Origin of the sequence: Paraflavitalea soli, from assembly GCF_003555545.1 — a bacterium.
GTDB lineage: Bacteria > Bacteroidota > Bacteroidia > Chitinophagales > Chitinophagaceae > Paraflavitalea > Paraflavitalea soli.
This window is the reverse complement of record NZ_CP032157.1, coordinates 6,706,320-6,728,410: the sequence shown is the minus strand read 5'-3', so window position 1 is coordinate 6,728,410 and position 22,091 is coordinate 6,706,320. Positions and strand designations below refer to the sequence as shown.

General features: G+C 47.4%; 19 protein-coding genes. 1 reads left to right on the top strand and 18 read right to left on the bottom strand.

Annotated elements, in window-relative coordinates; all coding sequences use genetic code 11:
- The first annotated feature begins 205 nt into the window (after positions 1 to 205).
- Positions 206 to 1,465 carry a dicarboxylate/amino acid:cation symporter gene (locus tag D3H65_RS25885; protein WP_119053080.1) on the top strand — a complete coding sequence of 420 codons (1,260 nt, stop codon included), beginning with the start codon at positions 206 to 208 and terminating at the stop codon, positions 1,463 to 1,465.
- 57 nt (positions 1,466 to 1,522) lie between these two features.
- Here the strand turns inward: D3H65_RS25885 and D3H65_RS25880 are convergent, their stop codons facing one another.
- The 18 genes from D3H65_RS25880 to D3H65_RS25795 form a co-directional block, all read right to left on the bottom strand.
- A complete protein-coding gene (locus tag D3H65_RS25880) occupies positions 1,523 to 2,887 on the bottom strand; it encodes a sigma-54-dependent transcriptional regulator (protein ID WP_119053079.1) in 1,365 nt (454 codons plus the stop codon).
- A gap of 167 nt (positions 2,888 to 3,054) precedes the next feature.
- On the bottom strand, positions 3,055 to 4,938 hold the full coding sequence (locus D3H65_RS25875) for a T9SS type A sorting domain-containing protein (protein ID WP_162915816.1): 1,884 nt from the start codon (positions 4,936 to 4,938) through the stop codon (positions 3,055 to 3,057).
- A 264-nt stretch (positions 4,939 to 5,202) separates the two neighbouring features.
- Positions 5,203 to 6,345, bottom strand: a complete 1,143-nt coding sequence (locus D3H65_RS25870; protein ID WP_119053077.1) for a lycopene cyclase family protein — start codon at positions 6,343 to 6,345, stop codon at positions 5,203 to 5,205.
- Positions 6,342 to 6,824 (bottom strand): sterol desaturase family protein, encoded by a 483-nt coding sequence (locus tag D3H65_RS25865; protein ID WP_119053076.1) that lies wholly within the window; start codon positions 6,822 to 6,824, stop codon positions 6,342 to 6,344. The genes D3H65_RS25870 and D3H65_RS25865 overlap by 4 nt, the downstream gene beginning before the upstream one ends.
- Positions 6,825 to 6,853: 29 nt before the next feature.
- A complete protein-coding gene (gene idi / locus D3H65_RS25860) occupies positions 6,854 to 7,381 on the bottom strand; it encodes an isopentenyl-diphosphate Delta-isomerase (protein WP_119053075.1) in 528 nt (175 codons plus the stop codon).
- A gap of 179 nt (positions 7,382 to 7,560) precedes the next feature.
- Positions 7,561 to 8,394: a phytoene/squalene synthase family protein gene (locus D3H65_RS25855; RefSeq protein ID WP_119053074.1), complete on the bottom strand. Its 834-nt coding sequence runs from the start codon at positions 8,392 to 8,394 to the stop codon at positions 7,561 to 7,563.
- Positions 8,395 to 8,517: 123 nt separating this feature from the next.
- Positions 8,518 to 9,996 carry a phytoene desaturase family protein gene (locus D3H65_RS25850; RefSeq protein ID WP_119053073.1) on the bottom strand — a complete coding sequence of 493 codons (1,479 nt, stop codon included), beginning with the start codon at positions 9,994 to 9,996 and terminating at the stop codon, positions 8,518 to 8,520.
- Between the two features lie 73 nt (positions 9,997 to 10,069).
- Complete coding sequence (locus D3H65_RS25845) at positions 10,070 to 10,570, bottom strand: RNA polymerase sigma factor (RefSeq protein WP_119053072.1); 501 nt, start codon at positions 10,568 to 10,570, stop codon at positions 10,070 to 10,072.
- A 155-nt stretch (positions 10,571 to 10,725) separates the two neighbouring features.
- Complete coding sequence (locus D3H65_RS25840; RefSeq protein WP_119053071.1) at positions 10,726 to 11,604, bottom strand: MerR family transcriptional regulator; 879 nt, start codon at positions 11,602 to 11,604, stop codon at positions 10,726 to 10,728.
- A 389-nt stretch (positions 11,605 to 11,993) separates the two neighbouring features.
- The gene (locus D3H65_RS25835; protein ID WP_119053070.1) at positions 11,994 to 12,332 is read right to left on the bottom strand and encodes a DUF6686 family protein; all 339 of its coding nucleotides are present in this window, start codon (positions 12,330 to 12,332) and stop codon (positions 11,994 to 11,996) included.
- 26 nt (positions 12,333 to 12,358) lie between these two features.
- Positions 12,359 to 13,393, bottom strand: coding sequence for a hemin-degrading factor (locus D3H65_RS25830; protein WP_119053069.1), 1,035 nt, complete (start codon positions 13,391 to 13,393; stop codon positions 12,359 to 12,361).
- A 4-nt stretch (positions 13,394 to 13,397) separates the two neighbouring features.
- Positions 13,398 to 14,192, bottom strand: a complete 795-nt coding sequence (locus tag D3H65_RS25825; protein ID WP_394341596.1) for a heme ABC transporter ATP-binding protein — start codon at positions 14,190 to 14,192, stop codon at positions 13,398 to 13,400.
- 26 nt (positions 14,193 to 14,218) lie between these two features.
- A complete protein-coding gene (locus D3H65_RS25820) occupies positions 14,219 to 15,274 on the bottom strand; it encodes a FecCD family ABC transporter permease (RefSeq protein ID WP_119053067.1) in 1,056 nt (351 codons plus the stop codon).
- Between the two features lie 79 nt (positions 15,275 to 15,353).
- Positions 15,354 to 16,175 (bottom strand): heme/hemin ABC transporter substrate-binding protein, encoded by an 822-nt coding sequence (locus tag D3H65_RS25815; RefSeq protein ID WP_119053066.1) that lies wholly within the window; start codon positions 16,173 to 16,175, stop codon positions 15,354 to 15,356.
- A gap of 124 nt (positions 16,176 to 16,299) precedes the next feature.
- Entirely contained in the window at positions 16,300 to 17,340 is a 1,041-nt protein-coding gene (locus tag D3H65_RS25810; protein WP_119053065.1) for an HmuY family protein, read from the bottom strand.
- Between the two features lie 30 nt (positions 17,341 to 17,370).
- Positions 17,371 to 19,434 (bottom strand): TonB-dependent receptor plug domain-containing protein, encoded by a 2,064-nt coding sequence (locus D3H65_RS25805; protein ID WP_119053064.1) that lies wholly within the window; start codon positions 19,432 to 19,434, stop codon positions 17,371 to 17,373.
- Positions 19,435 to 19,716: 282 nt separating this feature from the next.
- Positions 19,717 to 20,676: a helix-turn-helix domain-containing protein gene (locus D3H65_RS25800; protein WP_119053063.1), complete on the bottom strand. Its 960-nt coding sequence runs from the start codon at positions 20,674 to 20,676 to the stop codon at positions 19,717 to 19,719.
- A gap of 265 nt (positions 20,677 to 20,941) precedes the next feature.
- On the bottom strand, positions 20,942 to 21,913 hold the full coding sequence (locus D3H65_RS25795) for a peptidoglycan DD-metalloendopeptidase family protein (protein ID WP_119053062.1): 972 nt from the start codon (positions 21,911 to 21,913) through the stop codon (positions 20,942 to 20,944).
- Positions 21,914 to 22,091: the final 178 nt, after the last annotated feature.

The window sequence follows — 22,091 nt, the reverse complement described above, 5'->3', positions numbered from 1 at the left end:
AGTGGCAAAGGGTATACCGGAGGCATGAAAACTAGTTATAAGTCGCCCGTTATTGATTGATTTTAAATCGCTTGTACAGCTTTTAAACAAAAGAGATTATGCAGGGGGTCAAAACAAAACCCTTTCAAAATGGAAAGGTTTGTTTTCCAAAATGGTAATGAGTGAAGGGTGACGGCGGTACCAATTATTTTCCTATCTTGACGGCATGATCCCAAAGCGTAGCAAAAAGTTCTATAAGAGTCTTTATTTTCAGGTGATTGTAGCGATTGTAACCGGTATTTTACTGGGACATTTTTATCCTTCCTTCGCAGTTCAGTTAAAGCCGCTGGGGGATGGATTCATCCGGCTGGTAAAAATGCTGATTGGGCCAGTGATCTTCTGTACGATCGTGAGTGGTATGACAGGAATGGACGATATGAAGAAGGCAGGTACGGTAGGGATCAAGGCGCTGCTCTATTTTGAGGTACTTACTACGATTGCCCTGCTCATCGGACTGGCAGCCATTAATATCCTCAGGCCGGGAGAGGGAATGAATATTGATGTATCGAAGCTCGACCCCAATGCACTGAAGGATGTTGCTGTGGGGCAAAAAGCACAGACCACGGTTGAATTCCTGATCAATATCATACCGACCACTATTGTTGAGGCTTTTGCCAAAGGGGACCTTTTACAAATCCTGCTGTTCTCTGTTTTGTTTGGTACAGCAGCCTTAAAGCTGGGGCCAAAGGTGCAACCGGTAATGACCTTTATTAAAGGCTTCTCTGATATTTTATTTGGCATCATCCATATCATTATGAAGGTAGCGCCCCTGGGTGCACTGGGCGCCATGTCCTTTACGATCGGCAAATACGGTGCAGGCAGTCTGCAATCGCTGGCAAAACTGATGGGTACTTTTTACCTGACCTGCATCATTTTTATTGTAGTGATCCTGGGAGCTATATTGTATTCTATGCGGCTTAATATTTTTAAGCTGTTGAATTACCTGAAAGAAGAATTGCTGATCGTACTGGGCACCTCCTCCAGTGAATCGGCACTGCCCAGCCTGATCGAAAAACTCGAAAAAGCAGGCTGCTCCAAATCGGTAGTAGGACTGGTAGTACCTACAGGTTATTCCTTCAACCTGGATGGAACTTCGATCTACCTGACGATGGCAGCGATCTTTATAGCACAGGCTACCAATACACCCATGGACCTATCGCAACAACTTACGCTGCTGGTGGTGTTGATGGTTACCTCCAAAGGCGCGGCAGGTGTAACAGGCAGCGGCTTTATTACGCTGGCCGCCACCTTGCCAGCGGCCGGTAATATTCCGGTAGCGGGACTTGCCCTGATCTTAGGTATTGACCGCTTTATGAGTGAAGCCCGGGCGCTGACGAATATTATTGGTAATGCAGTGGCTACGCTCTTTGTTTCGAAATGGGAGAAGGAACTGGATATGGAAAAGGCGAAAGAAGTGTTGCAGTAAAGGCAACGAGGCATTGAGGCAGAAAGGCAACGAGCGGTGAGTAGTGAGCGTGCTAATTCACGATTCCCGGCCAAGGCCGTATTCTTCGATCTTCCTATAGAGGGTGGTAAGGCCTATATCAAGGAGTCGGGCTGTTTCTGTTTTATTTCCTTTGGTATGGTTCAGCACACGCTGGATATGTAATTTCTCCATGCTGGCCAGGGAAAAGGCGGAGAGGGTGTTATTATGGGCTCCGCTACCAGGAATTGCCTGGTGCTGTAGTTCGACGGGCAGGTTATTGATGGTAAGCGCTGGTCCGTCGGCCAGTATAACAGCCCGTTCGATGATGTTCTTCAACTCGCGGATATTGCCTTTCCAATCATGATGCTGTAACTGTTCCAGGAATTCCGGGCTCATGGCATCGATGCGCTGGTTGGCTTTTTGAGCAAACAACTGCAGGTAATAGGTTGCCAGGACAGGAATATCCTTCTTCCTGTCTCGCAATGCCGGCAAGGATATGACAAATACATTGAGCCGATAAAAGAGGTCTTCCCGGAATTTTCCTTCTGTAACTTCCTGCTGCAAATGGCGGTTGGTGGCGGCAATGATCCTGACATTTACGCGGGTGGGTTTGGTATCGCCTATCTTAATGAATTCGCTGGTTTCAAGCACGCGCAGCAATTTGCTTTGGAGGTCTATGTGCATTTCACCGATCTCATCCAGGAAGAGGGTGCCGTTGTTGGCTTCTTCCATCAATCCTTTTTTGTCTTTGACGGCGCTGGTAAAGGCGCCTGCGCGGTAACCAAACAATTCGCTTTCCAACAGCTCCTTACTAAATGCACTGCAGTTCAAAGCGGTGAAGGTTTTGCCGGCACGTTTACTGCCGGCATGTATGGCTTGTGCAAAAACTTCCTTGCCGGTACCGGTTTCACCCAACAATAGCACGGTGGCTTCAGATGGGGCTACTTTTCTGGCCAGGGCGATGGCTTCTTTGATGAGGGGTGAGGTGCCCAGGATATTGTCGAAATTGTATTTTTTCCCTACCTGTTGTTCCAGCTGTTCAATGCGTTTTTGAAGCTGTACTTTTTCCATGGCCCGCATGAGCAGGGGAATGATCTTGTCATTGTCATCGCCTTTGGTAATATAATCAAAGGCGCCATTCTTCATGGCCTGAATGCCATCGGGGATATTGCCATAGGCGGTCAAGAGAATGATCTCGGTGGCCGGGTGTTTTGATCTTACCTCTTTTACAAAATCAACGCCGCTGCCATCCGGCAACTTTACGTCGCAGAGCACCACATCTATTGATTCCTTATCCAATTGTTTTGAGGCTGCCTTGAGATCAGCGGCTTCATGGATGATAAACCCCTCGAGGGTAATGATGCGCTTCAGGAGACCGCGCAATTTTTCTTCGTCATCAATGAGGAGTATGGTGCCGGGCATGGTTTGATTTGTGGGATCAAAGCTACGCAAAAAGAAGTGAGCCGCCCCGTAGAGCTTGTCCCGCTCCGCGGGAGCGACGCACCTTTGAAAACGACTTAGATCAGGCAAATGGGCTTCGATAGCCCTTCGACAAGTTCAGGATGACAAGGCTCACCCTGACAATCAGGTTATCGTGCGATGATGAATTTTCTCATTTCTTCGGACTTTTCGGTTGTAAACCGGCAATAATACACTCCATTGGGTAATTGCTCTACAGGCAGGCGCACTACATGTGTGCCGCCGGTAAAAGAGCGGCCGGCAATTGCATAAGTGATCAACCTGCCTTCTACATTGTAAATGGATACATTGACCTTAGCGCTGCTTTTCAGGGTAAACGTGATCGATGCTGCCGAGGAAGCCGGATTGGGTGTAATGTTTACGGCAAACTCTGTATTGACAGGTGCAGGCTTGGGTTTGTCGGTAATGGCCAATACTTTAAAACTTTCTGACAGCAGGATGGGCGAACTGGTTACTGGAATATTGGTTGAAGTAACAATGGTGGTAGTGCCAGTCGAACTCCAATCCCAGGCTCTTTTTTCCATATCTGTGGAAACGTTCATCGCAGCAGGAAATGAATAGGTACCAGAGGCACTTTCATCAAGATCACGCGTTGTTTTAGCCCATATCACATAAGTATATCCGCCAATGTTATCGCGAAAGGCGCCTCCTTCCAATGTGGCGGGAATGTTCATAGCGGCCGTTCGAACGGGATCATACTTAGCATTGAAGAGGAGGTTGGACACTGTTTTAAATGCATAACCAGAGCTTTTAAAACGATGATTGTAGCCGGGCCCTCCGCTCACAGGTCCATTGTCGGTAAGGCTTTGGTAGAGACCCATCAATTCGAACCCATCTGTAGCCTGCGCCAGGGGCTTGCTGTCGCCCAATACAAAGAAATAGGTTTGAAGGATATCATTTTTCTGGCTAAGCACCAGTGATTTTATCACATAGCTGGCCTGGGCCTGATCGGAACCTATCATGGTGCCAAAAGCTTTGGAGGGGATATTGGTTTCGGTACAGATGTATAATTTCTTAGGTTTTTGTACACCATCATATCCATATATCCTCATGATGCTATCGAAATCATTTTTAAGGCCAATGAACTTTTCAGCGGCCTTGTCGGAATGGCGTTCATACACAAAGCCACCACCGTTCGCATTGCTCCATTGGCCCAATGCATACTGGGGATAGCTATGAAAGCTGAGTACATCAAAATAAGCAGAGCCCGGTTTGGGGTATTCTGGTGTCACACTTCCATCAACGGGATTATCGGTGTATTTACATAAAATATTGGCAAAGGCGATATATCCGAGCCCACCTGGCGCCACATAGGCGGTGGGGTCTACGGTTTTAATGACATCGTAGGCAATGCGCAACCAGCGGATATAATGAAACACGGGAGCCCGGAGATTGGTCAGGGCGCAGGGATAGGGAAGGTTCTCCCACCAGTTACCTGTCTGACCACGTGGCTTCCATGCATTCTGACTTTGGTCAAAATCCGGCTCGTTGACCACTTCCCAGAATTTGGTGTAGGACTTATACCTTGTTACAGTTTCATATATATAGCGTGCACAATAATTGGTATCATTGTAAGGAGTTCCATTGAGCCCGCCATCCCAGATGGGGGTATACATGTTCTTAAACATCCAGGAGTGCTGGTTGCACTCGTTGGTGGCCGAGGGACTGCCATCTCTTTCATACCAGGTGCTGTCAATTTCTTTATCGGCGGGGGAATTAAGGATCACTGTCAATTCCTGCACACCGAGGGTACGGTAATAATTAAATTCAGACAGGCGTACATCATAAGAATAGTAATCCAGGAACCAGGCAGGCAACGGAGGCCTGAAAGTCCGGCTATCTAATCCTTTGATGTTTTTAATTCTATTGCCGGCAGCAATATCAGCAAGGCTTTTGTCATCCCAGGTATAGTACCAACCACCGTTGGTGCCATAAGAGAAAGTGCCATTGTAGGGTGGAACAATATTATCGGCCGTATAATTGACCTGAGCCATTAGGGTTGTGCTGTTACATATCCATGCAACGATACACAGCATGAGGTTTCTCATAAGGACACTTGACTTGATTAATGAATTACCATTGGACTTGCGGAAAGTAGTCTACAATTATTCTGCCAAAATGTACCCAATATATAAAAACAGGCAGAATTGATCATTGATCAAACACACATGGGGCTTATGTTTCATAAAACACTGACCGGATACGGGTATGTCAGAAAGACGGTTATTCACTGTGCTTCAAACCAGTTTGAAACTTACTTATGTTAGTTGTTGCAGTGCAGCACGTATAAATACCCTTTTAGGCAATACAGTAATTATTTTAATTTCCCGCAGGAGAGACGTTTCATTATCGAGGAATTGTAATACATCTGTTATCTTATTATTTTTAAAGAGTTCTTTAAAAATAAAATCACCCGGAAGCTTGTTATTATGGAGAATATTGAGCAATGTAGCGTCGTACCAATGAAATCGCTTTGACAAGAAGGGTGTTTCTACAATGGGCTTAAAATTATGCACCATAGCATCAACCAGTTGTGCCGTTTGTTTCTGAATAAATTGGAAGGTATATCCACTGGAGGCTTTTGTTTGCCCTCCCGCAGTGCCCAGGAAGGTGATGCAACGCTGGTGGGTAGGGAAGCGATAATTGGTCATTGGTATTATGCCTGATTCTTCTTCCAGGATAGCATAATCATCGGTCCCAAGAATAGTGCTGATGTATTTCCTGAGGCCTTCATTGTATTCTTCCTGGCTCCATACCTGATCATTAAATAAAGTATACTCTATTAATGCCCGGTGAGCTGAAAAAGGCATTACGTAAACAAACGCAGTTCCGTGTTGCTGGTCTATCCTGAAATCCATCAGGGTTGCTTCGGCAGCATTGAAGACTGGATCCTTTGTTTCAATGACCCAACCTTTAAAATGCTGCAACAGATAATATTGATTATTTTTTAATACCGGATTCTCCAGCAGGATGCTGCTAAACAGGTGATCGGCGGAATAGGATTGTTGGGCAGTGTGCAGTATAACTCCGTCGCGGTTATTTTCTATATGGTCTATAGTCGCATATTCGATGGTCACATTCGGGTATTCGCTGATAATTTGCAGGCAGTATTGATAAAAGTCAATTGCCCTGATCATCTTATAGGTGTAGGGACTAATATCGTAAGAAGCATTATAAGTGAGGTGATAAAACCGCAATCGTTTCCAGCTTTTGTGCACAATGGGGTCGAAAATACCAGGCTCTTTTTCCCAAAAGCACCAGGTGCGGTCATTAACTGTTTTGGGAGTTTTGTCAATGAGCAATATTTTCTTGTGGGAGAACTGGCCTGTTTGCAGCAGTCTTACCAGGAAACTCAATCCTGCGCATCCGGCACCTGCTATGATATAGTGGAAGCGGTTCACCTTTTATTTTCCAGCAGCTTTTTATCACGGCGCACTTTAGCCCAATATTTTTTATGCACGTACAACATGCCAAATGATTCGCCATCCTGCTTATCGAGGTGCCTGTGGTGCATTTTATGTGCCCAGCGGATGGCGCGGATATAGGTATTGTTGGACCGGCTGAACCATTTGAAGCGCTGGTGGATGATCACATCGTGGATGAGGAAATAAGCAACCCCATAGGCCATTATCCCAAACCCGATAGCCTGCAACCAATATATTTTGTCGAGGGAGCCGAAGAGGATGCACAGGAAACTGGGAATGGCGAAGATGATAAAAAAGGCATCGTTCTTCTCGAAGAAGCCGGGTTGTGGCTGGTGGTGATCCTGGTGCAGGCTCCAGAGAAATCCATGCATCACAAACTTATGGGTAAGCCAGGTAATGGCTTCCATCACGAAAAAAGTGCCCGACAGGATACCGATGTACAATAACCAATGCATTGTTTATTCGTTTGCGGCTTGGGTATTTATCAAGCCATTTTTCTTGCCCAGGCTTCCACGCGTGGAAATACGATGCGAAACCATACAGTAAATTGCTGTGGGTGGGCATTCAGGGAATTCCTTATTTCTTCCAGGCTTAACAGGCAATAATCATTCACTTCCTCCTGGGAAGGAAAGACGGGGGCATCCCAATAGCCGGCAAAAACATGGTCGAACTCATATTCGGTAAGGCCATTATCAAAAGCGTGCCGATAAGTAAAGTTGAATAATTCATTGAGTTCGGTGGTGAAGCCCATTTCTTCCTGTAATCTGCGTGCGGCAGCGTTGGCGGTCAATTCGCCCGGAGACGGGTGTCCACAACAGGCATTTGTCCAGAGGCCTCCGCTGTGGTATTTGGTCAATGCGCGCTGTTGCAGGAGCATTTCTCCTTTGTTATTAAAAATAAATACGCTGAATGCCCGGTGCAAAACGGCTTTCCGGTGGGCTTCTATTTTTTCCATGGTTCCTACCTCTTCATCCTGTTCATTCACTAATATTACCTGGTTCAATGTACTCATGTAGTTTTCTTTTAGTGATCCGACCTTCGGTAACCCTTCGACAAACTCCTTTAGATCAGGGTGAGCCGCCCTTGGAGGGCGACCCACCCTTCAAATGGCTTCGACAGGCTCAGCCTGACATTAGAAATGATTACAAGGCCATCAATTGGCAATGAAGGGGGATCACTTTAGTGCTGATGCTATATTAAATTTAGTTGATTTTTTACACCTGCACGAATCAGGATCAGTGCTTTCCGGTAGTTGGGAATACGGATACGGTGCTCCAATATTTCAGCCGGCTGTACTTTCCTGATCTTCCTGAACAGGGATAAGTAATATTTATAGGCGACATAGACGCCAAAACGTGCCTTCCAGGGCAGTTGGCGTATACCTTCAAAGGCATGCTGAAAATCGTTGGTAATATCCTGCTCAATTTCCTGTTTCATACAGGTGGTAAAGTTACCGAAATCTGCGCCGGGAAAATAACTCCGGTTGAGGGTTGTAAGATCGGCTTTTATATCGCGCAGGAAATTAACCTTTTGAAAGGCGGCTCCCAGTGAGCGGGCATGAGGCTGCAGCTTCTGAAACAATGGCTGATCTCCTTCGCAAAATACGGAGAGACACATGAGGCCTACTACTTCGGCGCTGCCATAGATATATTGTTCATAGCTCATTTTATCGTGGTGCTGCTGTGCCAGATCTGTTTCCATGCTTTGAAAAAAAGCATCTATGAGGGCATGTTGGACATGGAATTGGTTAACGGTAAGCTGAAAGCTGTGCAGGATTGGATTGAGACTAATGCCCCGGCTGATGGCAGTGTAAGTCTCTGTTTTAAATTGGGCCAGCAGGGATGCTTTATCGTGCTGATGGAAAGTATCGACAATTTCGTCGGCAAAACGAACAAAGCCATAGATATTGCAGATTGGATTGCGCAGATCGGCATGGAGCAGCCGGATTGCCGCATAGAATGATGTACTGTATTCCTGGGCGGTGATCTGACTACAGCGCTGGCTAACCTCATGAAATAAACGCATAACCGCAGATTAATAGATTAGATAGATTTCGCTGATTGGGAACATGAAGTATGGAAAATACGGGATTTTTATATTAACAGGTTTCAATCAAACCAAATTCCTTTCATTTGTTACGATTTTATATCAGGTAGCGGAATAATGCTTCAACACTTCATGGGCCACTACTTCGCCACTAATGAGAGAAGGAGGTACGCCAGGACCGGGTACGGTAAGCTGACCAGTGTAGAATAAGTTGGGGACTTTCTTGCTTCTGCATGACGGCTTCAGGATTGCGGTTTGCCGTAAGGTATTGGCCAGTCCATATGCATTTCCCTTGAAGGAATTATAGTCCTGTACGAAGTTGCTGTTGGCAAAAGATTGCCGGAACACAATCGATGCTGCTACGGATTGACCAATATGTTGCTCAAACCGTCGCAGTATCAGGTTAAAATAACGCTCCCGGAGGGCTTCGTCATCACCGGTGAGCCCTGCAGCAACGGGCACCAGGAAGAAGAGGTTTTCTCCACCGGCAGGCGCTACGGTATTGTCGGTAACGGAAGAAGCGCAAACATAGAAGAGGGGATTGGCGGGCCACTCTTTGGTGGTATATATTTCCTGCGCATGCCGGTCGAAAGGAACATCAAAGAACAGCATGTGGTGGCGGATATTTTCCAGTCGCTTGTTGAGGCCCACATAATACAACAAGGAAGAAGGGGCCAGTAACCTTTCCTCCCAATACTTTTCGGAATAAGAGCGGTGGCTTGCGGGTAATAATTGATTTTCTATAAAGTGGTAATCTGCTCCTCCGATCACGACATCTGCTTCCCAGGCATTGTTTTCGGTGATCACTCTTTTGGCGGTGGAGGTTTCCAGTTCAATGCGCACCACGTTTTCATTGAAATGAAACTGTACGCCCAGACTGACGGCCAGTTGGTGCATGGCCTGCACAATGCTGTACATGCCTCCCTGGGGATACCAGGTGCCACCGATGATGTCGGCATAATTCATGAGGCTGTAGAGCGCGGGGGTGTTTTCTGGTAAGGCTCCGAGGAACAGGATGGGAAATTCCAGCATCTGCCGGATATGAGGATGCTTAAAATATTTGTGGATGTGCTTTTTAATGGAGGAGAATATATCGAGCCGGAAAATACCTGTGATGACAGCGGGATCGAGGAATTCAGTGATAGACTGCCCAGGCTTGAAGACCAGCTTTTGCATACCTGTTTTGTATTTAAAAGCGGCTTCCTGCAGGAATGCATCCAGCCTGCCTGCAGCACCTGGCTCCCACTGATCGAGCATTTTCTTGAATTCGTAGAGATCAGCGGGTACATCGGAGAATCCCTGCTCGCGGTATATGCGGTAAGAAGGATCTAGGCGGTGGAGCTGGTAGTATTGCTGCACTTCTTTTCCGAAGCAGGCGAAATAGCGTTCAAAGACATCGGGCATCCAGTACCAGCTGGGGCCTCTATCGAAAGTAAAGCCCTGGGCCTGTAGCTGCCTTGCCCTTCCACCGGGTCCGGATTGCTTTTCTATGACGGTTACCTGCCATCCTGCTTTGGCCATAAAGGAGGCTGCCGACATGCCGGCAAAACCGCTTCCAATAACGATCGCTTTTTTTCCCACGCAGTTAAATTAAGCAAAAAGGGTGGGTCATCCATTTTTTGGATGCCCACCCCTGATCAATTTTGTATGCTGATTAGAACCGGTGCATTTGCGTTTTCAGCAACTTGCGTGCAAAGTGGATCCGGCTCTTGATAGTACCGAGCGGTTCGTCGAGCATTTCAGCAATTTCATGGTACTTAAACCCATCGAAGTATAACAGGAAAGGATTCCTGAATATTTCGGGCAGGTTGTGTATGGCATGCTGAATGTCTTTTAACCGTAAAGTGCTTTCCGCTTCATTGGCTGTTACAGCCTGGTTATGATTGAGCAGGAAATCATTGGGAGTACTATCAAAAATAGTATTCTGCTTGGCCTTTCTGCGGTAGTTATTGATAAAGATATTGCGCATGATGGTATACAACCATGCTTTAATGTTGGTACCAACATTGTATTTATCTTTATTGGCTAAGGCCCTGAATAAAGTTTCCTGGAACAAATCTTTGGCTGCTTCTGTGTCACGTGTAAGCGTAATAGCGAAGGGTTTTAAAAACTCTGCATTGCTCACCAGCATTTGATTAAATTCTATCGTCGACATGGCTTCAATATTTACGTCTTAAAATTAAATCCACCCCAAATTTAAACATTTGTTTAATTCCGAAGGAGATCATTGTTGATTATGATATGTTAAATATTCTAACACGTAGTATTACAAGCAGTTAGGAGAATCTTAATCCTGTCTTTAAATCCCGGTCATGATGCCGAAACGTATTCCAGGACCTCGGTAAGTGATCTTTTCAGGTGTACGCCGGGGGGTATTTTTTTGAACCTGTTTTGTGCCAATTGCCCGGAAATAACGACGGGCATCTGGGGCATTTTATGGTGTACCTGGTTAAAGAACTTCTCGAAATTAAAGTTGCCGGCCATGGCAGTGAGGTGTGTGTAGAGGTAATCAGGTTTTTTAAGATTGGTGATGAACTCAAGGTCACGTAAAGGCACATTTGCTCCTAAATAAATGACCTGTACGCCCCGGTTCTTTAATAAATAATACATGTAGAGTAGTCCCAGTTCATGGTGTTCTCCCTCGGGGAGGAACAGGATCACCGTTTTATCCAATACCATATGTGATATGGTGCTCTCGATGCCTACGATGAGCTTTTGCCTGATCACATTTGATACCAGGTGCTCCTGGGCCGGGTTGATATGATTGGTAAGCCAGAGGATACCGATCTTATCGAGGAAGGGAAAGATGAGGTAGCTGATGGTCCTGTCGATCCCCCGGGCTTTGATATGATCATTGAGGATGTCCTCGAATCTATCAATATTCAGGTCGACCATGCATTGGAGCATGTCGTTGACGAGCCGCTCCTGTTGTGCTTCGACGTGAGAAAGTGAAACCAGCTTTTGCCGCACCTCGTCGGCATCCATCTTATCAATATGGGATATTTTGTATCCATATTTATTAAGAAGGGCAATGTTCAGTATTGCCTTTAGCTCGTCGTTGTTGTAATACCTGATATTGGTTTGGGTGCGCCGGGGTTTGAGGAAGGAATACCGCTGTTCCCAAATCCGGATCGTGTGGGCTTTAATGCCTGATAAATTTTCCAGGTCCTTGATGGTAAACGCATTCATAGTACTACAGGTAAAATGTTTAAGCTTTGAGAGGCTATTCTTAAACTTAATTCAAATATAATAAATATTAAGTCAAAAACTGCTATTAACCAGCCCTTTACAAATAGAGTTAATTATTCTTGCCTGTTTGGGGGATTACAAGGCTATCAGAGCGAATGAACAATTGGTAATCAATACTATGAATGTACGGTAATAATACCCCTGCTGGTTTTAGAGCTTGCCCGAAAATATAAAGCCGCACCATTTTAGGTACAAAAATGCTATTGAAAAGCTCCGAGCAGTGAGCCGCGAGCTGCGAGCGAAAACGCTTTGAGGGGGAGGCGACGGGGCATGAACAAAGCGAGGAGCCACTTTATTTATGGCTCCTCACTTTGAGAGTATGTTGGTAATTAAGCAGACCTTTTGGAAAACAGCTGGAGCATTTCCTGGGACCGCCATTCTGAATCGGCGGTATCCAGCATATCGTGCAACTCTTTGAGTTCACGCTGGCTGAGGAAAAGCTTTAATCCATCGCAGGGGGTAGGGATGATGATGGATTTGATACCGGGATCAGTTGCTCCATAATCCTCAATACGGCAATCTTTGATCCACTGCACAAAATCGCAAAAATCGGGAGTGTACAGGTTGATCAATACATTACCATACCCCACCTGGAAATTGTCGCAATGGAGGCAACGGATCACGTAGCCTACTTTATCGTCATAAAACAAGGTCTGATACTGGCACATATAATATCCGGATTTATTTTTTACAACTATTGTAAGGCGTTCATAAAGGTGGTCCATTCGGGTAATTCAGGGGAGCCAGGCTTACGCTTGCCAAAGAACTGGACGATGAGCTCTCCTGCTGCATTGAATATTTCGAGAGAATGGACAGTTCCGTCGGTGGTGGGCTTTTTAACGACCCAGGTATCGGCGATATGGTCGAGCTTCAAATGCAGGTTGAAGGCGGGGTCCATGACATTGATCCAGCCGGGTATTTCGACGATCTTGTTGACGGGGCCTGTATGGATCTGGATATTACCGTGGTTGGACACGAATACCATGATCTCCATTTGGGTATTGGCCGCGTGCTCCAATAGCAGCTTCACGCTGTCATTACTCACTTTACGGGCAAATTCTCCGGCTACCTGTAAGGCATAATGGCGGGAGATATTGTATTTGCGGAGCAGGGGGAAGAAGTCGTGGGTATCTTTCAATTCGCCCCAGGCTTTGACAAAAGACGGGATATCGGCATTGGCATCGGCATATACGGGAGGTGCAGGTGCCGGCAATATATCTAAGGCGGATGTTTGGAGCCCTTCCTGGAAATCACGTACGAGGTGATCAAAGGCGGTCTCATCGCTGTTGGGCTGCAGGAATATTTTTATGATGGCGGTTCCCTGGTGATCAAATACCTGGATGGACTTTTTAAATCCGGCCTCCTCGTTCTCAAACACGGCAAAGGCAAATGCCCAGCAATGGAACAACATGCGGAGGTCAATATCCTTACCTACCACTACACCTACATGCTTGCTGTTGACGCTTACTTCTTCAAATATTCCTTTGCGTTCATGAACGCAGCTTTCATTGCGGGTAAGCACCATTACGTAGCCGAGCTGGGGCAGGCGCTTCCACAGTTCTGTAAATTCTGTATTGAGGCGAATGACACTGCTGCCTGCAAAAGAGGCCAGTATGCCTGCTTCTGTAGTATCCAGCTGCTTCGCTGCGTCACGGATCCTTACGCGTGGATGCTCTTTGTGGAAGGAGATCCATTTATCTTTTATAGACAGGTTCATTGTAATACTCATGTTTTTATTGGTTTACTGATCTTATTAAAACGGTTTTGCGCTTGTGTGCTGCAGGAACGAGGATGGGGAAATCATACTCCTCGTATTCCAGCACATTCACTTCCATGTCATAGGCTTGGGCAATGAAAGCCGGTTGCAGCACTTCGCGCACGGAGCCCATGGTGACCAGCCTTCCCTGCTTAAGGAGGAGGATGGTATCGGCAAACTGGGCTGCCAGGTTGAGGTCGTGCAGGATGACCGATACGGTATATCCTTTACGGGCCAGTTCTTTCGCTTTGCTCAGGCACAATTGCTGGTAGAGGCAATCCATGCTGGCAGTTGGTTCATCCAGCAGCAGGACCTTCTTATGGCTATGGAGGTTGTGTTCTTTTAGCTGGGCCAATACACGGGCCATCTGCACCCGTTGTTGTTCGCCCCCGGAAAGGGTTTGATAAGAGCGGCCTGCAAAAGGGCTCACCTGCATTTCTTCCATGCACTGGTGAACAATTTCTTTATCAATGGCAGCGGGCTTATTGCTGAAATGGGGATAACGACCCATCATGACGATCTCTTCACAGACAAAGGGCAGGTTGGTGGCATATTGCTGGGACAGGACAGCACGCTTGTGGGCCAATTGCTGAAAGGACAAGCGGTGGAGATCATCCTGACCGAGTAATACCTTGCCTTCTGTGGGCTTTTGTTCACCGGACAATATTTTAAGCAGGGTAGATTTGCCGGCACCGTTTTGTCCCAGTACCACGGTTACTTCACCGGGCCGGAGGACAAAGGACAGCTTGTTCAGAATATTCTTCTGCGCCACTTTGTATGATATGTTTTGTACAGTGATCATGAGGTGGTATGACGCAATTGTTTCTTTTGTTTTAACAGGAGTGCAATGAATACGGGTGTGCCCAAAATGGCGGTGACGATACCGATGGGCAGCTCTGCAGGGGCTATTATCGTTCTGCTCACTACATCGGCGATGGTGAGCAGGGAAGCGCCCAGCAAAGCGCAATTGGGCAATAAGGTACGGTGATCGCTGCCGGCCATACTGCGCAGCATATGGGGTACGATGAGGCCCACAAAACCGATGATACCCGCTACGGCTACGGAAGCGCCTACAGACAGGGTAGCCAATATTATAACGGTATTCTTCAACTTCTTTACGTTAATGCCCAGGTAGGCAGCTTCATTTTCGCCGAGGGCATAAGCATTCAGTGATTTACCTACAACAGGCAAGAGGATCAAGGGGATCAATATAAATGGCAATAGTGAGGCAACGCTTGTCCAGCTGGCGCCGCCGAGGCTTCCCATGGTCCAGAAGGTGGCGGTGCGGAGCTCTTCATCATTGGCTACATAGGTAGTGAGATCGGTCAAAGCGCGGCAGAGGGTGCCGATGGCCAAACCGGCGAGTAATAAAGTAATGATGGATGACCTGCCACCAATCTTCGACAATCGAAATACCAGGAGGGAGGTGAGGCAAGCCCCTGCAAAGGTTGCGACGTTGAGTAAATAATACCGGGGGATAAGGGCATCGATGTGGAGGTAAGGCTGGGATGACAACAATACAATCACTGCTACGGCAGTAAGGGAGGCGCCCCATGAAATACCAATGAGGGCCGGATCGGCCATGGGATTGCGGAACAAGCCCTGCAGGGAAGCGCCGGCAACGGCGAGGCCCGCTCCTATCAATACGGCCATCACTACCCGGGGCAGCCTGATGTGCAGGAGCACATTGGCCATACCTTCATCATACGTAACGGGGAGATGGATGCCCACTTTATGCAACAGGATAGCCACTACCTGGCCCGGAGCAATGGACATGGCGCCGATGCCGGCAGCTGTAATAACAGCTGCCAGAAGTAGTACGATCAACGATAGGGTGAGCCACTTTGGTTTCAACGCTTACTGTTTATTTGTTGGCATTGCTACTACCTGAATAATGCCGCGAGGCTCGCAGGCCTCGCAGCACTTTTCGGGTTCATAGGAGTTTCTTATTCAGTTCTGCAATGGCAGCAGGCAGGCGCAGGCCAAAGCCACTGAGCAACTGTCCATCCATGGAAATGATCTTTTTATTTTTACCGGCGTTGGTAGCACTTATTCCCTGTACGGTCTGCAAACCATCGGCCCCGCCTACGCTTTGTAAACCACTGTCGAATAGCAGGATCACATCGGGATTGGCAGCTACCAGTGATTCGGCAGACAGGGGCTTGAATTGGGTAAAGCCGGTGATGGCGTTTTGCGCTCCGGCCAACTCTATCATACTGTTCAATGCGGTGCCGGTGCCTGATACTGTCATGGAACCGGTACCACGGGCATAGATAAAGAGCACTTTTTTCTTCAGGGGAGTGATCTTTAATGCAGCCAGTTGTTTGTCGAAGGTGGCTCTTAGCTCCTTTGCTTTGTCAGTAGTGCCTGTTGCCTGGGCAATTTCCTGCAACAACTGGCGGGTGCCATCGGCACTGTATGCGGCAGGTAATAGCTGCACTTTTACTTTGACAGCGGTCAGCTGTTCTATTACCTCCTGTTTCATTTCGTTCTGTATACCCAGCACGAGGGTAGGCCGCAAAGCAAGGATGCTTTCAGCAGAGATGGTTCTGTTGTGCCCTACATGGGGTTTCTGTTGCAGGGAGGCGGGGTAGTTGCTGGTAACATCCACGCCCACGATCTGCGGCTCCAATGATAAGGCGCAGAGCATTTCGCTGATGGCCCCGCTGAGGGATACGATGCGCTGCTGGGCGCTAAGAGATGAAAAGAGGAAAAATAAAGCAAGAGGAAGAAGGTATCGTTTCTTGTTTGCCATTGGTTGTTCTTGATGAATGGTGAATCGTTTTCGTTAGCTTCGAACCCGCTACTTCGATAGCAGATTTCTCCCTTCGGTCGAAATGACAAAGAATGTCGAAATGACAAAGAAGAGAGAATGAACACTATGCTTTCTTAACCAGTTTGTATTCAATCTTTGGATAACCCCTTACGCCGCCATCGGAAGCGTGGAAGCTGATGAAGCGCAGTTTGTATACATTACCGGCTGCATCTTTAATTACATAGAAACGGTCTGTCTTCACACCAATGGGAGCCTGGGTATTGCGCCAATTGCCACCAATCACCACTTTGCTGCTGCTGAAAGCAGTGCTGGCAATAGTTGTTTCTGCATAAGCATCAAAACTGCTGGTAGTGGTCAGGACTTCAGCGGCCTGCACACCAGCCAGGTAATTGATGTATACATAATCAGAATAGGTATAAGGAATAGTGGGTGAGGCTTTGTAAGTAGTAAGGGTCCACTGGATATCCCAATTGGCTTTGGCGGGCTCTACTGTTACAGGGCCATTGGCGGCGAGTGATACATATTTGAAATTGTAGGCTGCATCCTTTACTACATCGATGGTCTTTATAATAGTTTCGGAGAGTTTGGCGTACTGTAATTTATAATTGGAGCCATTGCGGGTGATGCGGATCTTATACCAATCGCGGGCGGCGGCCACCATACCATTGGAGGGTTTCAGGATGTAGATCTTGTTGTCGGCATCGGTAGCAGACACGGCAGGTATGACTGTTTTGGTCAGATCGCCTTCCACATCATCTATAATGGCAAAGGTACCAGCACCCTGACCGAGGGCCAGTGCATCGGCAAAGCCGGCAGTATCAGCCAGGTTAACCTGGGCAAAGTCTGTTTTATTGATGGCTTTGGCAGTAGCTGCGGTGGTATTATTGATGATGACCCTAAAGTCGGTACCGCTGTAAAAGCCGAGGTCCCAAGTGGTGCGGTTTACAGAATCCTGTTTATCGGTACTGAGGTCAAGGAATACTGAATTGGCGGCATTGGCGCCCCCAGGCCCACCATTGAGGGTTTCGGTCTTTCCATCAGAAGGCGGTGGTATGGTGATCTTATCATCTTTATCACAGGAAGCAAGGACAAGGATGAAGCCCGCGCACAATAAGCGCTTGGATAGTTTGATTGTGATTGACATTCGTTATAGGTTTTAGTAGTATAAGTGCTATTAATGTTTTGACCATTGAAAGTTGATACCTGCAAAAAAGGAGGTGCCATAGCCGGTAAGTACAGGTCCTCCGGTGCTGTGCGCGCCGCCTGCCGTAGCAGCGCTATTCTGTACACGCTTTACATTGAACAGGTTTTTAGCTCCTGCCTGCACGGACATATATTTCCAGACCTTTTGGGTAATGGTAATATCAGCCCAGTGATAGGAATCCATCTTCGACAGGAGGATATCGCCATTGGCATTGAGTACATAAGAAGGAAGGGCGCCATTGAATTTATAGAACAGGCCCAGCTGTGTACCCCAGCGAGGGAAACGGTATGTGATATTGCTGTTGGCTTCGGGCACCCAGGAAAACGCTGAGTGATCACCGTTGCGCGTTTTATCGTCGGCAAACGCATTGTAATAGCCGATGTAGGAAAAGCCGAGTGTTGCTGCCAGGTTTTTCCATTGGAGGGTATTTTCTAAAGTACCGCCCACTGTCTTGTACCTGGAGTTGTTGAAATAGGTATTCACCTGCCTCGCCGGGTCGAAGGCCATGTCGATGAAGTCGTGGTAATCGTTGTAGAAACCGGTGAGGGCGGAAGTGATGTTTACGCCAGCAGCTTTTGCCTGCTGCCAGGTGAGTGACGTGATGAAGCTGTTGGAGTATTCTGCTTTCAGGTGGGGATTGCCTTCAATGCTGTGGCTGGCATCATGAAAGTTGAAATACAACTCGCGCAGGATGGGCGCGCGGAAACCGCGGGCATAGGACAAGCGCAAGTCGAGGTTTTTATTAAGTATGAATTTTGTATTAAGGGAAGGGATCACGGGTGGCGCATCGTATATAGAATTGTTGCTGAACCGGAGGCCGGGCCTTATTAATATACCAGGTACGGGTTTTAACTCAGCAGAAGCAAAGATGGAAACGTCGGTGAGGGAGGGTGTACCGCTGATACGCTGGCCGCTGGTCTTATCTGTTTTCAACTCCACACCGGGCTGTACGGATACAGATGGCGAAATGCGCCACTGGGCGGTGCTGCGTACAAAGAAGGTATTGAACTTAGAAACGTCCCAAAAACCTTCGCCCTGAGCTACTGTTTTGGTGCCGGCCCGGTAGTCGATGGTATAACTTTCGGTGCTGCGTTTATAATCCTGGTAAGAGACAGCGGTATTGATGTTCAGTTTTTCATTAACCGTCCAGTCGGCCTGGGCCTGGTGGGTGAAGCGATTGGTGATATAATATTTATCAAGACCTGCATAGGTGGTAGTAAACATCACACCCGCCGCAAAGAGCTCTTCATCGAGGTAATCGAGGCGATACCAGAGGTTGAGGTTTTTGAAACGATAACCGATGGTGCCGCCTGTCATCCATTGTTTTTTGGGCTTCCAGGTTTGGGCGGGATAAGCAGCGGTATCATTCCAGCCACCAAAGTTATTGCGGGTAACCCAGGCTGATAATTGCCATCCATTGTGTTGCCAGCTGAGGCTTAGGTTTTCGTTGTGTATGCCTTCTTTGGCAAAAGGGGTGTAGCGATTACCGGTGGTTTCTTCCTGTATGCGGGCATTGACGGTAAAATTATTGCCGCTTTTCGCTTTCCTGGTAATGATGTTGATGACACCGGCCAGGGCATCGGTGCCATAGACAACGCTCATGGGTCCATCTACTATTTCAATGCGTTCGATGGTATTGATGTCGATCTGACCAAGGCTTTGTTTGGTAGCATCCCTGTCTATCAGGGGTACGCCATCGAGCAATACTTTTACGCGCTGACCGCCGAGACCCATGATCTTTGTATCGCTTTCGCCGAGGGTATAATCAGTCTCTATGCGAATACCGAGCTCGTTGTTGAGTACACCTGCAATATCGCTAGCGCCGCGCATAACAATACGTTCGCGATTGATGGTACGCACCCTGTACACGGAATTCTTTACGGACTGTGGCGCATACTGACCGGTGACCACTACATCCTGGAGGGGACGCCAGGGAAGGGAATCAGGGCCGGCTTGTTGGGCCGACGCGTGTATGCATAGCAGTAGCATAACAAACACCATGACAGGGGTGTTGCCGTAATTTCTTACAGTCATAATGAATTATTTATTCCCTTGCGTACCGCAAAGAGACCTGGCTATTAGTAAGGAAGGATACAAATGTAGAACGGAGTAACGAGGGATGTTTACCTAAATGGGAAAATGGAGTTGCGCGAAAAGGAAAACGTGAATCGGCAGTCGGCAGTCGGCAATGCCGCCGCGACCTGGCTTTACTTGATTATTAGCCAATTGCTTTGTGCTTATAAGGACTGTTTAATGCTGGCTGTAACTCCCCGATACAGGTTTCTCCCATTGCCGATTTACGACTGCCGATTGCCGTTAATGCAGCAATAATTCACAAGGTTTGAGGCCGGTGTGTTTTTTGAAGGCGGTAGAAAAATGGGAGATGGAAGAATAACCGAGCATCATAGATACTTCTGTTACGCTGAGCCCTTTTTCATACAGGAGGTAACGGGCATGTTCCATGCGCTGGCTTTGATAAAAGTCAAACACGGTAGTGCCGAACAATTCTTTGAAGCCTTTCTTCAGGTAGCATTCATTGATGGCTACTTTGCGGCTTAGTTCTTTAATGGTGATGGGCTCACCAATATGCTGAAGCAGTATTTCTCTTGCCCTGATGATCTTTTCGCGATCGGCATCATTGGCGAGGAACTTACACTGGAAGGTTTCAATAGCTTTATCGCCTTTGTCTTCTCCCAGCATGCACTCCAGGCTATACAACAGGAGCATCTGAACCTGGGCGTTGATGTAGATATTTTCCAGGCTGCCGGTATAGGTGTGGTTGAGCAGGGCTTCCAATACCACGCGGGTACGTCCGCACAAGGGCAATATCTTGGAAAAAGAGGAAGGATGTGTAAACTGGAGGATGTTGTCGGTTACGGTAACCTCATCATCCTGGCGACGTGGCCTGAGGAATTGAGTGAGGTGAACGGGGGCAAACCGGAAACTGAGCACATCCACACTATCTACCCTGTCATTACAATTACGGGAAACGCCGAGTTTGCATTGATCGCATTCGGTATCCTTTTCGTGACAATACACATTACCCGACACGCAGAACCGCAATTCTACATAGTTCTTTGCAGCATCATTCTTCTTGTAATGGTACACCATCATACCTGCATCGTCTACTGCCCACTGGGAATGCTTGCGAAAACGGCTGATATTATACTGTATGGATCCGGGAATTTGTTGTTCCTTCTCATACAATAGATCGAGCTGTCCCTGCATCATGGGTTGCTTATACGCAAAAGATAATATGTCAGGTGCCTGTAACATGATGGTGTGCAAAATTACAGTTACAACGTTAAAGTTCCTAAAAGGTTTGCCGCTGTGAAAGTCATATTTATGTCATAGGACATTGTAAGACAAAGAGTCATGGAGGTGACAGAAATGCAAGCCCCGAGCGACGAGCCGCGAGCTGCGAGCAAATACAGCGTTTGAAAAGGAGTCGAAACACGACGGAACGTGAAAGGTAAGCCATAAAGGTTCCGGCGACGAACAAAAACTCGAGGCTCGAAGCTCATAGCTCGAAGCTTGCTATCTAATCAAAGCTTTGGTTGCTGGAAGCGGCCAGTTTCAGAAGACGATCATACTGTTCGGGAGTAAGATCGTTGTAGAAAAAGTAAACAGGATCGAGGTGGCGGCCATTTTTGTTGACCTCGTAATGGCAATGGGGCCCGGTAGACTTGCCGGTACTGCCTACCCAACCGATAATTTCTCCTCTTTTTACCTTCTGACCGGCTTTTACCTTGATGCGGAACATGTGGCCATAGAGGGTTTCGTAGCCATAACCGTGGTTGATAACTACATGATTACCATAGCCTGTACCGGTATTGGCGGCTACGCGCACAGTGCCATTGGCAGTGGCATAGATGGGAGTGCCCTGCGGGGCGGCAAAGTCGAGACCGTTATGGAGCTTCACGGTTTTGTAGACGGGGTCAATGCGGTAACCAAAACCTGAGGCCACGCGCTTCAGGTCGGCATTGCTGACGGGCTGAATGGCGGGAGTGGAAGCCAGGAGGGTTTCTTTATCCTTGATGAATTCGGCAATTTCATTATATGACCTTTCCTGGGCGTTAATACGGTTGGAAAGGTTGTTGATGGTCTCCACAATGGAGTTTTCCAGCTGGAAATTGGCCATTTTCATGACGAGCTGGGTTTCCTTCTGTGCGGCTATTTCTTTGGCGCGCACGCTATCGGGAATAGGATCGGCTTCAAAAATGGTGCGGTACACCTCATTATCGCGTTTTTCGAGTTCGGTAACCTGCTGCTGGATCTTTTTGGTGCGTTCTTCGAGCACTTCAAACTGCTGCTGCAATTCCTGGTTGTCCTGGATGAGTCTTTTTTCGGTAGCGGAGGGAAAATAGCGGTAAGCAATGGACACGATGATGATGGCGGTAACGATGGCCGCTGAGATAAAACCCAATACCCGCAACAGTTTTACCCGAAGCGGTGTCTCCAGCTTTTCGTAGCGGAGGGTGTTGGTGTTATAAAAATATTTGATCTTTTTCATGGAGCGTGCCCGGGGTGAAAGGGTTGATTTCCATCATTAAAACAGTCTTAATTCAATTACCTTTGCACCACGTTTATCAGAGCTAAGGTTACAAACGTACACGAAAATGTTGATTTTTTGCCGATTACGTACAGTAACGTTTCGTGTTACGGGTTTAGTGTTCAGCGTTCAGCCTGCT

Excerpts from the sequence above, each read along its gene's own strand:
- D3H65_RS25885 (WP_119053080.1), top strand. The coding sequence starts at position 206 with ATGATCCCAAAGCGTAGCAAAAAGTTCTATAAGAGTCTTTATTTTCAG.
- D3H65_RS25880 (WP_119053079.1), bottom strand. The coding sequence starts at position 2,887 with ATGCCCGGCACCATACTCCTCATTGATGACGAAGAAAAATTGCGCGGT.
- D3H65_RS25875 (WP_162915816.1), bottom strand. The coding sequence starts at position 4,938 with ATGGCTCAGGTCAATTATACGGCCGATAATATTGTTCCACCCTACAAT.
- D3H65_RS25865 (WP_119053076.1), bottom strand. The coding sequence starts at position 6,824 with ATGCATTGGTTATTGTACATCGGTATCCTGTCGGGCACTTTTTTCGTG.
- idi (WP_119053075.1), bottom strand. The coding sequence starts at position 7,381 with ATGAGTACATTGAACCAGGTAATATTAGTGAATGAACAGGATGAAGAG.
- D3H65_RS25855 (WP_119053074.1), bottom strand. The coding sequence starts at position 8,394 with ATGCGTTTATTTCATGAGGTTAGCCAGCGCTGTAGTCAGATCACCGCC.
- D3H65_RS25845 (WP_119053072.1), bottom strand. The coding sequence starts at position 10,570 with ATGTCGACGATAGAATTTAATCAAATGCTGGTGAGCAATGCAGAGTTT.
- D3H65_RS25840 (WP_119053071.1), bottom strand. The coding sequence starts at position 11,604 with ATGAATGCGTTTACCATCAAGGACCTGGAAAATTTATCAGGCATTAAA.
- D3H65_RS25835 (WP_119053070.1), bottom strand. The coding sequence starts at position 12,332 with ATGTGCCAGTATCAGACCTTGTTTTATGACGATAAAGTAGGCTACGTG.
- D3H65_RS25830 (WP_119053069.1), bottom strand. The coding sequence starts at position 13,393 with ATGAGTATTACAATGAACCTGTCTATAAAAGATAAATGGATCTCCTTC.
- D3H65_RS25815 (WP_119053066.1), bottom strand. The coding sequence starts at position 16,175 with ATGGCAAACAAGAAACGATACCTTCTTCCTCTTGCTTTATTTTTCCTC.
- D3H65_RS25810 (WP_119053065.1), bottom strand. The coding sequence starts at position 17,340 with ATGTCAATCACAATCAAACTATCCAAGCGCTTATTGTGCGCGGGCTTC.
- D3H65_RS25805 (WP_119053064.1), bottom strand. The coding sequence starts at position 19,434 with ATGACTGTAAGAAATTACGGCAACACCCCTGTCATGGTGTTTGTTATG.
- D3H65_RS25800 (WP_119053063.1), bottom strand. The coding sequence starts at position 20,676 with ATGTTACAGGCACCTGACATATTATCTTTTGCGTATAAGCAACCCATG.
- D3H65_RS25795 (WP_119053062.1), bottom strand. The coding sequence starts at position 21,913 with ATGAAAAAGATCAAATATTTTTATAACACCAACACCCTCCGCTACGAA.